The sequence below is a fragment of the Streptococcus pseudoporcinus LQ 940-04 genome, from assembly GCF_000188035.1.
GTDB classification, from domain to species: domain Bacteria; phylum Bacillota; class Bacilli; order Lactobacillales; family Streptococcaceae; genus Streptococcus; species Streptococcus pseudoporcinus.
The window spans coordinates 190,833-205,393 of record NZ_AEUY02000003.1 but is presented as its reverse complement, the minus strand read 5'-3'; the positions used below and the strand labels follow the sequence as shown (position 1 = coordinate 205,393).

General features: G+C 32.1%; 11 protein-coding genes and 1 pseudogene. All 12 read right to left on the bottom strand.

What is annotated here, in order from left to right:
• Positions 1-2 precede the first annotated feature (2 nt).
• A complete protein-coding gene (locus STRPS_RS01270) occupies positions 3-1,712 on the bottom strand; it encodes an ABC transporter ATP-binding protein (protein WP_000488162.1) in 1,710 nt (569 codons plus the stop codon).
• Positions 1,705-3,444, bottom strand: a complete 1,740-nt coding sequence (locus STRPS_RS01265; protein ID WP_001114256.1) for an ABC transporter ATP-binding protein — start codon at positions 3,442-3,444, stop codon at positions 1,705-1,707. Before STRPS_RS01265 ends, STRPS_RS01270 begins: the two co-directional genes overlap by 8 nt.
• A 140-nt stretch (positions 3,445-3,584) precedes the next feature.
• Positions 3,585-4,103: a ClbS/DfsB family four-helix bundle protein gene (locus tag STRPS_RS01260; protein WP_000708365.1), complete on the bottom strand. Its 519-nt coding sequence runs from the start codon at positions 4,101-4,103 to the stop codon at positions 3,585-3,587.
• 50 nt (positions 4,104-4,153) lie between these two features.
• Positions 4,154-4,726: a TetR/AcrR family transcriptional regulator gene (locus tag STRPS_RS01255; RefSeq protein ID WP_000079884.1), complete on the bottom strand. Its 573-nt coding sequence runs from the start codon at positions 4,724-4,726 to the stop codon at positions 4,154-4,156.
• A 75-nt stretch (positions 4,727-4,801) separates the two neighbouring features.
• On the bottom strand, positions 4,802-6,640 hold the full coding sequence (locus STRPS_RS01250) for a recombinase family protein (protein ID WP_001243448.1): 1,839 nt from the start codon (positions 6,638-6,640) through the stop codon (positions 4,802-4,804).
• Positions 6,641-6,736: 96 nt separating this feature from the next.
• A pseudogene (locus tag STRPS_RS01245) lies at positions 6,737-7,732 on the bottom strand (type IV secretory system conjugative DNA transfer family protein); the annotation flags it as partial.
• Positions 7,725-8,459 carry a phage antirepressor Ant gene (locus STRPS_RS01240; protein ID WP_007894976.1) on the bottom strand — a complete coding sequence of 245 codons (735 nt, stop codon included), beginning with the start codon at positions 8,457-8,459 and terminating at the stop codon, positions 7,725-7,727. The pseudogene STRPS_RS01245 and the gene STRPS_RS01240, both read right to left, overlap by 8 nt.
• The gene (locus tag STRPS_RS01235) at positions 8,456-8,941 is read right to left on the bottom strand and encodes a PcfB family protein (protein WP_007894980.1); all 486 of its coding nucleotides are present in this window, start codon (positions 8,939-8,941) and stop codon (positions 8,456-8,458) included. Before STRPS_RS01235 ends, STRPS_RS01240 begins: the two co-directional genes overlap by 4 nt.
• On the bottom strand, positions 8,934-9,761 hold the full coding sequence (locus STRPS_RS01230; RefSeq protein ID WP_007894968.1) for an ATP-binding protein: 828 nt from the start codon (positions 9,759-9,761) through the stop codon (positions 8,934-8,936). Before STRPS_RS01230 ends, STRPS_RS01235 begins: the two co-directional genes overlap by 8 nt.
• A complete protein-coding gene (locus STRPS_RS01225) occupies positions 9,758-10,531 on the bottom strand; it encodes a replication initiator protein A (protein ID WP_007894971.1) in 774 nt (257 codons plus the stop codon). Before STRPS_RS01225 ends, STRPS_RS01230 begins: the two co-directional genes overlap by 4 nt.
• A gap of 107 nt (positions 10,532-10,638) precedes the next feature.
• Positions 10,639-12,225 (bottom strand): hypothetical protein, encoded by a 1,587-nt coding sequence (locus STRPS_RS01220; protein WP_001137497.1) that lies wholly within the window; start codon positions 12,223-12,225, stop codon positions 10,639-10,641.
• 57 nt (positions 12,226-12,282) lie between these two features.
• Entirely contained in the window at positions 12,283-14,526 is a 2,244-nt protein-coding gene (locus tag STRPS_RS01215; protein ID WP_007894120.1) for a hypothetical protein, read from the bottom strand.
• Positions 14,527-14,561: the final 35 nt, after the last annotated feature.

Genomic DNA, 14,561 nt, shown 5'->3' with positions numbered 1-14,561 from the left:
GATTATACCTCGTACTGAGCTTTCCATAATTTTGTGTAGTAACCATCTTTCTCAAGAAGTTCCCCATGCTTTCCTTTTTCAAGTAAATTTCCTTTTTGAAATACGAGAATTTGGTCAGCTTTTTGAATGGTTTTTAAATGATGAGCCACTACAAGTACAGTTCTATTCTTTGCAAGTTCTGTAATAGCATCTTGTATCAAAGATTCATTTACAGGATCAACATTACTTGTCATTTCATCAAGAATTAAAATAGGTGCATCCTTTAGAAAAGCTCTTGCAATAGATATTCTTTGTCTCTGTCCACCTGATAAAATCCCACCATTTTCTCCAATATCAGTTTCATAACCTTTTGGTAAACTCATAATGAAATCATGTATCCTCGCTTTCTTTGCAGCTTCAATGATTTCTTCTTTCGTTGCTCCTTTTTTACCTACCTTGATGTTTTCTTCAATGGTATTATCAAACAACTGAACATTTTGCATGACAATACTAATACGATCTAAAAGCTCATCATAAGGAATATCCCTTATATCAGTTCCTCCGAGGGTAATTTTTCCTTTATGCACATCATAAAATCTTAAAAGCAAGTTGGTTATAGTAGTCTTTCCACTACCTGATTCTCCAACTAAGGCTGTCATAGTTTTTTCAGCAATAGAAAAGCTCAATTTTTCCATTTTAAATTCATCTTTTTCATAGGAAAAATCTATGTTTTCAAAAGCTATATCATTATCCATCGGAACAATTCCATTCACTTTATCCGGGATTACATCTGCATATAAAATTCTTGAAAGTCTTTCGTAACTATCTACCGCCGAAACATAGTTCATATAGTGTTGTTCCATAGAAGCGAACGGCTTATAAAACTCTTTTGAAATTACTGCAAAGATAATAAAATTAAGTACATCAAGACTTCCCTTTATAACAAGTATTGCTCCTGCAATTAAAAGAACTAAATATCCAATATCCAGTAAAAACCCAAATATAGATAGCTGTTTTGCCTTGAATCTTGAAGCTACTTTGCTTGTTTCTCCAAACTTTTTTGTCTTGTTCATAAGCTCATTATCCAAGCTTTTATTGTTTGAAAAACTCTTTAGTACAGGTATTCCTCTAACATATTCAACAAATAAGCTAACCATATCAAGAAGTGCTGAATTATTCTGATTCTCTATTCTTTCAGATTGCTTAATTGTCAGATATAGAAAGACAAGTGCAATCGGAACAGATACAGCCATTAGAATAGCAAGTTTGAAATCAATACTTGCAAGACCGATAAATACGACTGCACCTATCAAAAAATCGCCAAACATTCTCGACCACATGTGTCCTACAACAAGAGACATATTATCAACATCTTTGTGTAAAATTGTATTGATCTCTCCCAGTCTTTCATTGGTATAAAATCCCAAACTGAATTTTTTCAATTTAATAATCATGCGTTCTCTGATTTGCTGAACAATATCAAAACCTGCACTATGCTTTTTCATATCTGCAACCATATTACAAATGCCTTTGAATACTACAAGTAACCCAATTGCAATAAAACCTTTATATAAACTTGCTAAACTCGTCCCATCAAATATCTGAAACAGTATAGAAAATACGATAACAATCATGGCTATGGAGCTTAGTCCATAAAGGGCAAAGAATACACTTGATATAATCAAATCTCTCTTGCCGGTTTTTGTAAGCAGCTTTAACATTTCTCTAAACATTTTCTGTTACCACCTCTTTCAAATTCCATCTATCTACCTTGTTCTGTGCTTCAACCATATCCTTATAGAACTCACATCTTTTCATCAACTCTTCATGGCTTCCTGCATCAAGAACAACACCCTTATCCATAACTATAATTTGGTCTGAATCTCTAATTGTGTTTAGATGATGAGCAATTGTAATAATGGTTTTATCCTTGCTTAAATCGTCAATTGCTTCGCCGATTAGTCTTTCATTTTCACTATCAACAGCTGCCATTGCTTCATCTAATATTAAAATCGGTGCATTTTTCAGTATCATTCTTGCTATGGAGATTCTTTGTTTTTCTCCACCAGATAACTTAACTCCCATTTCACCTACTCGTGTTTCATATCCATTTGGCAATGCTGAAATAAAATCATGGCATCTTGCTTTTTTAGCAGCTTCTATGACTTCTTCTTTTGTTGCATTTAGTTTTCCAATTGCTATATTTTCAAAAATACTTAAATCAAAAAGGATAACTTCTTGTTGCACACTACCAATCAGCATTGAGATATTTTCTTGACTATATTCTTTTATATCTTTTCCATTTATCAGTATTTGTCCTTCATCTGCATCCCAAAATCCCATAAGCAAATTAGATACAGTACTTTTCCCACAACCACTTGCTCCTACAAAGGCGTTCAAACTATTTTTCTTAAAATTCAAATTGATATTTTTAAGCTCAAAGCTATCTTTTCCGTATGCAAAATTCACATCTTTAAATTCTATATTTCCAAATTCTAAACCTTGTTCTGTCTTTTTCTTTGGAAGCGGAACTGTTAAAACTTTTCCAATCGCCTTTAGTGCTTCCTTAAACACAATAGAAAAATGTTGCAATGTAGCCGTCTTACTTATAGATGCAGTAAAAGCAGACGATAAAATAATGGCAAGTATAAAATTAGGGGTTGTAATATTTCCATAGTAAAGAAATATACTTCCCAAAATCATGACAATAACTACTCCAATTTCCATAAATATGTCAATGAGTCCCATTGGAATTGTAATTGCTCCCATGCTCTTTTTAACCCAGTAAATATATTCTCTTGCCGTTTTTAATGTTCTTTCACTAATCTCCTCTTCTTTAGCAAAAGCCTTAATCACAGAAATATTTTTTACATATTCCATTAGCTCTTCTCTCATCTTATTTTCATGGTTAAAGTAAATAGCAAAGTTTTTATCCATTGTTTTCTGTGAAAGAACTTTTACCAAATACATGAGTGGAACTCCAGCAATCATTCCAAGAGCAAGACGCCAATCAACAAAAATCATAGCTACAAAAATAATGGTAGGCAGAAGTGTAACTGCCATTATTTCAGGAAGACCATGGGCAAGGTATACTTCCACTTGCTCTACATCATGTTGAACAATGTTGGTAAGCTCTCCTGTATTATGTTCTTTAAAGAATCCCAAACTTAGTTTTTTCAGATGACCGATAATATCTAACCTAAGTTCTGTTAATTTTTCGTATGCTTTCTCATGGGCAACCTTTGTTGCAAAATAATAAAACACTCCTTTTAATACAAACGATATAAAGATTCCCAAGAATATATACTTTAAATTACCTTCGTTAATATTGTTTGTGATTAAAGAACTAATCAAATATACAAGTAAGATTTGTGGTATCAAATCAAATACTATTTTTAAAGCAAGAAGTGAATTGGATAAACTATTTTTCCCAATCACTTTTTTCCTTAATTCTTTTTCCGGCATGAACAACTCTCCTTTCAAAATTGAATAATATTGAATTTTAATTCAGTATTAAGGTTTAAAGTAAGACTTTGCTGATTACGCAAAGTCTATTTTATCCGATCACTATATTTTTTTAAATTACTGTATCAGCAAATCAAAAATTATAGCACAATCTTTTTCCATTTTCTAATCTTAGTTCTAAACGTTCCAAAAGGGGCAACCGTATTAACATGAATAAACTTATAAACTTCCCATGTCGCTGTTTTAGTAGCTTCATCAGCCCATTTTCTCATATGCGGTTGAAATAATTCTTCTTCACTTAGTGTATCAATCATTGTATAGATAGATATAATATTTTCTTTCAATCGTTTCTTTAATTCTTCTATCGATAAATGAGCATAAGTATCGGTAAACCACTGATATAATTCTCCAAGTTGATTCCATTTAAACATATCCGACGGTGTCTTTACTTCAAAACCGTTTTTCTCATCTTTTTCCCATTTCAAAACTAATGTTGTCCATCCGAGTTGATAAGCAAGATTTTCTGCTGGTGTTCTGTCAACTTCAGGGACTCTCTTATCTTTGAGAGATTCAGGAATAATATCAAATTCAGAAATATACTTTTCAAAACTTTTATTTATCTCAGATTTCAGTTCTTCTTTATCTTTATATATCTTCAAAATATCTCCTCCAAAAATTTAAATTTATCGCATTTAAATATCAAATCAACTTACAATGATTCCACTCCCTTGTAATAACACTTTGCAATAAGTTTTAGCATATCTTTTGCCCACTTTTCACTTTGATAATGCCTTGCTATTTCAAGAAGTCCCTCTGTAAAGTTACTGGCTAAAATATGGGCAAGCATTGGATCATATTCCTGTTTCGATTGTCTTTTTAAACTTACTTCAATATGAACCTGCATTTGCGATATGAGTTTTTGTTTTGCTTCTGTATGCTTTGTACCTGAGCTTTTATCCATTAAAATAATTAACTTCTTACGATCTTTTAAAAGTTCATGAATATAATTTTCTCCAACTTCATCAAACCTTTCAGAAGCAGAACCTTTTTCCAAAGATTCTTCCTCATTAAAAGCTGACTCGAAGTTTATATAAACAGAACTTACTACTGCATCAAACAAAACTGCCTTATTTTTGAAATAGGTATAAATTAGTGCCACAGGAATATCTGCTTCTTTTGCAATTTCTGTTAATTTGGCACCTCTATAATCCTTTTTATAAAATACTTTTTCTGCTGCTTCGAGTATTCTATTTCTAACTTCTTCTTTTAATACTTGTGCCATAGCACACCTCTTTCTATTCCAATACTGAATCTATATTTAATAATAAATTAAAATTCAATATTTGTCAAGATAGATTTAAATATTTGTTTTTATATACTCACTCACCGGTATCCCCACTCTTTTCAAAACCTTTATTTTCTCCTGTTTCTTCTGTTCTCTTCTTGCCTTATATTTATCTTCATACTCTTTCTGTTTTCCACTCGCTTTACGCTTTAGGTAATTTTGATGTAGCTTGTCTTTTCTTTCTTCGATTTTTCTTTCTTCTTTCTCAAGTTTTTGTTTTTTTTCTTCGCTTAACTCCGCCTGTGGTAGTTCGTAATTACCTATGAAATTAAAGTAAATTTCTATCTTTTGCTTTGATGTCTGACTTCCTTTTCTATCTCTTTCATGTACGATAATCTTTTCTACAAACTCATTTATCATTGTAGTTGTAAGTTCATCAAAGTTTTCATAACGACTGATAAGAGATATAAATTTTCTTGCTCTGTCTGTTTCTTTTTCATATCTTGATACCTGCTGCTCTAAATCTTTGATCTCTTTGCTTAAAGTTATCTGCTCTGTTTCATATTGATTGTTTAGTATCTCATATCTGCTATTTGGTATTTTGTTAAGGATCATATCTTCGTAAATTCTGCACATAAGTCGTTCGAGTTCCCTAAGTCTGTTTTGGCTTTCCGTTAATCTTACCTTTTTCTTTTCTATCTCTATTTTTTCTTTTTCTTCCATTTCATTTTGAATGGAACAGATAAAGGCTTCATTATCTTCATCAAGGTATTTTTTAATATCTTTTAGTGTGTCTTGTATTAAATTTAAGACTACTTCCGCTTTTATTCTGTGTGCTGATGGACAAAGCATGCCACAAGGTGTTTTAGTATAGGCACTGCAAGTGTAATAGGGTATATTTTTGTAATTGCTTGTTCTATGAACATACATTTTACTTCCACAATCTGCACAATACATCAGTCCTGTGAGTGGGTGATATTCTCCCCAACCGTCAGGATACCTTTTTACATTTCCTCTTATCCTTTGCACATTGTCAAAGGTTTCTTGATCTATAATTGGCTCGTGTGTATTTTCAAAAATAAGCCAGTTATCCTCGGATACATATTTGCTTTTCTTGTCCTTGAAGTGTTTTCTTGTTTTGAAATTGACTGTATGTCCCAAGTATTCCTGTTTCTTTAAAATGCTTGCTATGGTTGAGCTGCACCAACGATAGGGATGTTCAAAGTTTTTGCTTTGATATAGTCCATAGCCTAATTTCTGTTGATGATAGGCTGGTATATCTACTTTTTCACTCTCCAATATCTTTGCTATTCGATACGGACCATTTCCTTGCATGGTCAGGTTAAATATTCGCCTTACTATCTCTGCTGCTTTTTCATCTACTATCCACTTGTTTTTATCTTTTTCATCTTTGATATAGCCATAAGGCGGTGTACTTGCAGTATGTTTCCCACTTTCGCCTTTTGACCTGAAAGTCGATTGGATTTTTCTTGATGTATCTCTTGCATACCATTCGTTCATGATATTTCTAAAAGGGGTAAAATCATCTTCTCTGTAAAAACTATCTACATTGTCATTGATAGCGATTAGTCTTACGCCCTTTTGTCTTAGTATCTCCATACATTGACCGACTTTGAGATAATCTCTGCCAAGTCTGCTCATATCTTTTACAATGATACAACCAATATTTCCTTGATTGACTCCGTTCATCATTGCCATAAATCCCGGTCTGTCAAACTGCGTTCCACTGATTCCATCATCTGTAAAGTGAATGATGTTTGACAAATTATTTTTGCTTGCGTATTCTTCCAATATTTTTTTCTGATTGATGATAGAGTTACTCTCTCCTTGCAGTTCATCATCACGACTTAATCTCTCATAGAGTGCTGTTATCTTTTCAAAATTCCTCATTTTTACCCCCTTTCTCTTAATTTTTCAATAAAAAAAGAATTAAGAAGTACATATTTCACTAAAATAGTGATTAAGTGTTCTCCTTAATTCTATTACTCCTGCTGCCAGTTTATATTTCTTATATTGCTTAACTGCAAAATGACTTGGGTCTTTCTTTTCAAGAGCCTCAAAGAGCCTATCAATTGGATTCATATAGGTTTCATCATCTTCTCTAACTTCACTTGCGTCAATCATATCTAAAAGTGTCTTAAAGTTCTTTTCTTCTTCTGGTGCTTCATAATAAATATAACCGATGAGGGCAGTGTAATATAACTTTTCAGCCTTTACCCAGAAATCTTCTCCTGCCTTTTCTCCATCTCCCTTGGTGTTAGCAATTATAGTTTGGACAAGCTTTAAAATATCTTTTTCACTTCTCAAATAAGCAAAGGGATTGTATTTCATGGACTTTTTGAAGTTTATTGTGTTTAAAATCTTTATATCATATCCATTTTCGTAGAGCATTTTTCCACACTCTAACACAAGTGTCCCCTTTGGGTCTGTTACTACATAGGAAGAATGCATTTGCATTAGATTTGGCTTTACATAAAATCTCGTTTTACCTGATCCAGAACCTCCTATTACTAATACATTTTTATTTCTAGCATATTTAGGATTTTTAGGTCTTGAGTTCATTGTAAGTCTTTCGGTATTAGTTATAAGAACATTGTTTTCAAACTTTGGGTCAATATATGGAGCAATATCCTTGCTCTCTCCCCATCTTGCTGAACCATATTCTTTACCTTGCCTATATTTCTTTTTATTTTTACCTTTGCTATAAACAATTAGCTTAACAAGAGCAGCAACTGAAATACCTACTAACAAGTCTCTTGGATTAAGGCTTGGTGTATAAGATAAAGTTCCTATATCAGAAATTCCCACCATTATTCTATCAATAATATCTCCTCCTACATAAGAGTTTATGTGCTTAGAAAAGATATTTCCAATATAGAAAAAGGATATATAAGGGATGTTTGATAATATAAATTTCTTTGGGTTATCTATTTTAATTAAGTTTTTAATATCAGAAAGAATGGCTTCTAATACCTTATTCATCGTAGAAACCTTCGCTATCTAATAAAATTAGTAGGTAGTGTCTTCCCTTTGGTGTTATAAATGTTTGTATTCCTACAAGTGTACCTAGTGGATCAACCCATTCTTTTACTTCAAAGTATCCCTTATTCTTATATGCATAAGGTAAGAGTTTCTTTTTCTTATCTCTATAAATTAATCTTTTATCCATTAAAAAACTTATAAATTGATTTTGTGGTATTCCTAACTCCTTGGCAGTATTTCTAAAGTTTGTAAGAAGGTTATAATCTACTAGTTTGTCATAATAGTCTGCCTTTGGTCTCAATTCTTCAATTTCTTCTTCTCTTTCAGCAATAATTCTATTGGCTACTAAAATTGCATCTGCAAGTAACTCTTCGTTAGTTTTCTTTTCTTGTCCTGCTATATATCCTCCGTTCTTTCTAATACTTGGTAAGACTTCTCTAGTTACCCAAGCTTTAAAAATTTTTGCTTGTGGTAGTTTTGATGAAAGGATAAGTGAATACAATCCTGATTCATTGATTATTGAAATATTCTGTATTCCTCCAGGGGTGTTCCATTTCGTTACACCCTTATCTTCTTCATCTACATGGTCATAAACAGCTTTTCTTGGATTAACATATCCCAACATAGTTGCTACTTCATTTGCTATAAAGAAAAACTCACCGTCTTTTTCTATAACAGTGAGTTTCCCAAAATTCTTATTTTCAAATGTTTTTAAATTACTTATCATAAGCTTTGCTCCTTATGTTTATTTTTAACTTTATCTTTACTAATGGTGTCTTTAGCCATATCTTTAAACTTATTTATAGTCTTCGTTATTGAATCTTTTCTATCGGCCTTTCTTTCAGATTCCTTAACTGCTTTTTTAAAGGCATGTTCCATTACTTTTATATCCTTAGATTGAAAAAACACAGAGTGGTTTCCAGTTTCCTTATCTTTCATAACAGAAAACTTCACTCCGTGTTTATTTAAAATTTTCTTTAGTTCTTTTAACTCAGGATCCTTTAGATTAATTTCTTCTAACTGTCCCTTTTTAACCATATCTTTTAGTTTTACTTCTTCTCCATTATTTTTTATTACATTTTTCAAACCTCCTTGTTCTTCTATTTGCTTGTGAACTTTCTTTAAGGCATCAAGAATTGCTTTACTTGTTGCTTTTGCAAGTCTTACTTCAAGATTAAGACTCGACCTAGATACTTCTTCATTAATCATCTATTCCACCTCCATATAAAAGTAATTCTTTGTATTTTCTTAACTTCTCTTGTTGAATTTTTCTTCTAAAATCTTCTCCCGTAACTTTAACTGGTATTGTCATTTCAAGTATTCTTGAATATATCCTCTGATACTCAAGTTCAATATTAGGATTTTGAATAATTTCCAATGATAAGTTTGTAGTAAAAATTGTCGGCCTGCCTTTTAAGTATCTTGAGTTTATAATGTTATATACTTGCTCTCTTGCATAAGATGTATCCCTTTCAATTCCAAGGTCATCTAGGATTAACAAGGGAATATTAGAGAGGTTACTTATAATTTCATTTGAATCTAGCTTAAATGCTGATTTTTGTATTTGGTTTATAACCTGAGATAAATTCATAATCTTAACTTTAACTTGTTCTCTTTCAATTAATTCATTTGCAATTGAACAAGCAAGATAAGTCTTTCCACTGCCAACATCTCCATAAAATAAAAGTCCTACATTGTCTTTTTTCATTTGCTCAAAGCTTTTAGCATAATTATAAGCAACCTTGTAGGCTTGACCTTTTTCATTTAAGTATTTCTCAAAATTATATTGGTGTTGGATATGCGATGAGAAGCAATCTCTTTTCAGAGATGATATTTTCATTAGTCTTTCTCTTTCTTCATTTTCCTTATCTCTTTTTATTTCACATTCACATTTAATTCTGGGAATAAACTTTGTAAATCCAAGGTCAACTAATTCTCCATCTACTCTTTTACCACAGACCTTGCAATAAATATGTCCATTTCTTTCAATATCATTTTCTCTTAATACAAAATCTTTTAAGTTCTTCATAAACTCTCTCCTATATCGTAATTCATTTTCCTTGTTGAATTATCATTAATGTTTTTTGCCTGATCATTAAGATACCAATTGATTATCGTTGCCTTGTGGTCTTGATAAACTCTGTTATTCGCTTTCATATATGACGACAATCTATCAATGTAGTCACTAATTCTACTTCCTAACTCATTTGTTAAGTCCTTGTATTCTTCATCAGTCAAAAATATATTTTTATATATTCCATAAGGCTTTTGACCTTTACTAAAATCATTATTTCTTAACTCATTATTATTAATATTGTTATAGTTACCTTCCGATTTTCGAAAATCTTGACTTTCGATATTCGAATCTCTTGAATTTCGATTATCGAACTTCTGGAATTTTGTTTTTCGAACTTCTTGATTTTTTAATTCTATATTATTAAATATGCTCATAAAATCTTTAACATAAATTCTGTTAGGCTTTCCCAGTCCTTGTCTTTTCTTTTCAATTAGTCCTATCCCTGATTTAATATCAAGTTCAGCTATTAATTTATTTGCTTTTTCACTGGCACAATTAAATTGATCTTTTATACTTTCAATTGTGTAATAAATAAAGACTTTTCCATCTTCATCTATCCAGCCATTTTTATATGAAAGACCCATTCGATTAAGCATATATGAATACAAAACTTTAGCTTCAATAGAAATGCTCTCAAAAATCTCATCTTCCATTAATACCATAGGCAACCTAATGAAGTTATACATTTCAGATTGCCTATTATAAAAATAATCAAAATTCATTCCTGCCTCCTTTCTTTGAAATAAAAAAGACGACAGAATTATTATTTTCTATCGTCTAAAATATGTGTATTAAATTTTCATCATTAGATAACCTTAAAAACTCTTTTTCATCCAATAATATTGTCTTTAATATATATTTTCCCTTTTATAATTTCAGGTATATGCTTTGATGTAATCTCATATTCTATTGCTTCTGGAATGTTTTTAAACATCAAAATAGAAGGAAATGCCATTGAAGAGTTGTGTTTTAAATACTTTATATCGAAAATCAAAATATCAGAATCTGAGTTTTCAAATTGCTTATATGAAAATATATTATCTAATAAATTTTGATAATCATATTTATTATCTTCATATTCATCCTCAATGCTTTTTGTTAAAATTGGACTAAGTCTATTAACATGTCTAAAATTTAATTTATCCACATTTGAATCCTCATATCTATTAACAGTATCACTCTCTTGAATTGAAAATATGAAATCAAAAAATTTCATGTCAAGTAAGTCTTCTATAATATTTATGCCTGGATAAGGTAAATCTTTATGTTTAAGAATGTATCCTTTTGGTATTATTAATTTAATATCAATATCTTCATCAAATGCATTGCCTAAATTTGAGATCATTAATTTCATAACTTTAACATTATCTATATAGCCAAAATACTCGTTATATTCATTATATTTTTTTATACTAAGATAAAGTTTTTTTAATAACGAATAGCGTTTTTTCTCCTCATCCGTACCATAATACGAAAGTCCACTACTACCAAATGGAAGCTGTAACTGAGGAGAATAACTTTTTAAGTTGCCTACATTCCAAAATTTTTCTTCAATGTTAATTTGGTTTTTCTTAGCAAACTCATTAATAACTTTTATCCATACGTCACTAATTTCTATATAATCATTCATTCCACTAAGTTTACTAATTTGTTCATATGATTTGGCAATATTAGTCAATTCATTGAAATTATATTTTTCTGAGCTTATATCTTTACTACGTTCTGGCAGAATAAAGTTATTTAAAGTCTCAATACTCTCTATTATTTTATCTTTTTGATTTTTAATAAATTCTGATTCTAACAGATGATTCATATTTATTGAACAATATTCTTCTGAAAATGTGTTCAAATCTCTTATTTTTAATATAGGATTTAAAGTTTCACTTTTAGAATGTCCTACTTCTGAAATTAATGATAAAAAATATAATGATAAATGATTGGTAAATTGTCGCTGAAAATCAAATTTATCATCAACTATAGCATATATTCCTTTATCCTTATATTTTTCTCTAAATTCTAACACTTTTTGATATTGATCTTGATTCAATTCAGATGGATTAATAGGAGAATTCAAAAAATACATAAATACCTGTTTTTTAGCTAACAACATCTCTTCTATTTCCTCTTCTGTACCAGATCCATACTTATCAGTTGGTGTACCAAACCTTGTCCAAAAAACTGCAACGGCAGCATCACAATCTCTAACAAATTGTTTATTTAATAATTCTTGTGGTTTATCACCTGATTCAGGATAACTATTCGTGGACCAGTGTTTAGTAACTACTTCTATATTATTTAAATTACCAAAAGTTCTATTAAAGCTTTCAACACTTTCTTTTATTATTTCTAAATAATCTGTAACATCACCTGGACAAGATAATAATAAATCATATATGGTTACTCCTTTTCTTGGCATCTAACTACCTCCTTATGCTGATGTGCTCTTTACAATAATTATTATATAATAATTACTCTAAGCAGCACACCAACTATTTATTTTTTGAGTTTTAAAATTTGGTAGAAGTCTTGAACTCCTTATATTTACATAACTATTTGCCTCTATCACTATTATGACACGAAACCCCATGGAAGGATCTAGGATTTTGCCACCTGTAAAGCCATCTCTTTCCAACTTATCCCACATCTGACGGATCAGGGATGGGTCTGTGTAATAGGCTGTCAGGGAGGACTGTTTCATATCCGAATACTCTTTATCTGTGACTAGGCTCTTCAGTTCTTCTCGTTCCTTAGAAAATTTTGGATTATAGTCATCAAAAAATTCATTGGCTAGTCCACCCCAGCCTACATACTTGGCAAGGAGTTCTTGTTCACTTGGTGAAGCATTGCGGTGCTCTACTTCTAGATTTTTTACCAAACGAATGGCCACAATGTTTGTCTCAACCTTATCTCTAGCAGTCTTAGGATAAAAGTCCGTCAAATCTTCTGGAAAATAAAAGTCCGTTACTGGAATCTCTGGAATTGTTTCGACGACTTCCTCTTCAGGAATTTGATTATCTGTTTCTTCAAGATCAGTATCGTTATGACCATTTTCTGAATCATCTGGTTCCAATAGTCCAATACTCTGAACTGGCTCCTCTTCCAGAAATGAGAATAGGTTTAATTCTTGGTCCGCTTCTTCTAACTCTGTTTGTGGTTCTGCCTTTGGCTGATGAAGTGCCTGACTGACTTCTTCCCAGGTCCTCACATAAAGAACTGGATTTTGTTCAATGATATCCGAAAAGTCATTGACTAACTCAATCCGAATCAAACCGTTCAATCGAGCATCGCTGACCGACATGACCTCAAAGTCCTGTCCCTTATAGGAAACCAATGACCCCAGAGGATAAGTGTCCAATACTCTCTGAACCAGTGGATTTTCCGCGAATTCTTCATCAACTACTTCTTTTCCCTCAGCTTTCTCTAGCTTGCTTTTCCAATCTCTGAGAGTTAAATCTGGCTGATTACCTTTATCTTTTTCAAATTGCTCCGCATCTTCTCTGCTGAGTTCTTGGTGTAAAAAGGCGTAGGCAACTTGTCGCAGCTCTTCAATGGAAAGCTGGCTACCAAAGAAAAATTCAACCTTTTCATGACTTAGTCCCATTTGGAGTAGTTCTGTCGCAAGGGCTAGTTGAGTTACCGAGGCTTTGGGATAACCACCTAGTAAAGCAAGGTCTGCATTTTTTAAACGAAAACGACCTGCTGCATCCAATAAAATACCGACTCGGTCTGGGTCAAACTGAGATAAATCAATCCCTAGCTGAGTCAATTTTTCTTGATTTTCTATCCTAATGGCTTGTCCAATTTTTTCTAATTCCTTTTCTTCGACTGTAGTCAGCGTTCGTTTCAGCTCATAGGGACTGCCATCAGCTTCGAGATAAGTAAGTAATTCCTCGCCATCAAAGACTGGTGTCATTTCCATCTCTGTGTCAAAATCACCTCGTCTAAAACTTGGGACTTTGGAACGTTCATTTCGAATTTGGTCAAAATATGTTAGAATCTCAAATTTACGTCGTAAGGATAACTCTTCATAAGCTGGCAGATGACTGGTTTTTCCTATTTGAACATCTAGTTGAGACAAATCTACATCCAAACTAGCAATAACCAGAGAGCCCTCTTCTCGAAAAGATATTGCTTGATGAACACTTGTTTTGTGCTCATCAACAGTTTCTTCATTTTCTAGAACAGTTTCATCAGCTCTAGTTTCAAGCTCAGGCTCGTAAGTTAAGAGAAACTGTTCAATATCTCGACTAATACGATCCGATAAATTATTAGCCACACGATACACATTGACCAAATTAGCTCCCCTACTCTTTTGTAAGAGTGAATCCGGCGATATGGTTTGGTAGTGTCCATTGGAATCCAATAATTGAAAACGAGTGGCCAGATTGAACAAGGCCACTTCTATCACCAAGTTTTTTTCAGACGGCGATAGTTTATCTAGTTTTTGAAGACCACTTTGGCCGAAAACTTGTGTATAGGTCAATAGATCATGAGCAGTATCATAAGGACTAGCCTGGACAAAAGCTGAAACATCTGTCTCAAAGTGAAGTACTTGAACAGACTTATTTATTTCTTGCCTATTGGTCATAAACTGATGAATAAGACTATCCCACTCCTCATCAAAATGCTCTGCTTGGTAATATAAAAATGCCTCAAGCAAGCCTCTATCACGAGGAATAGTGGCTCTCATCATTTGTAGTAAGACTTCTTGATTCATTTTCCCTCCCATTTTAAAAGGGCTGAGAGTGTTTC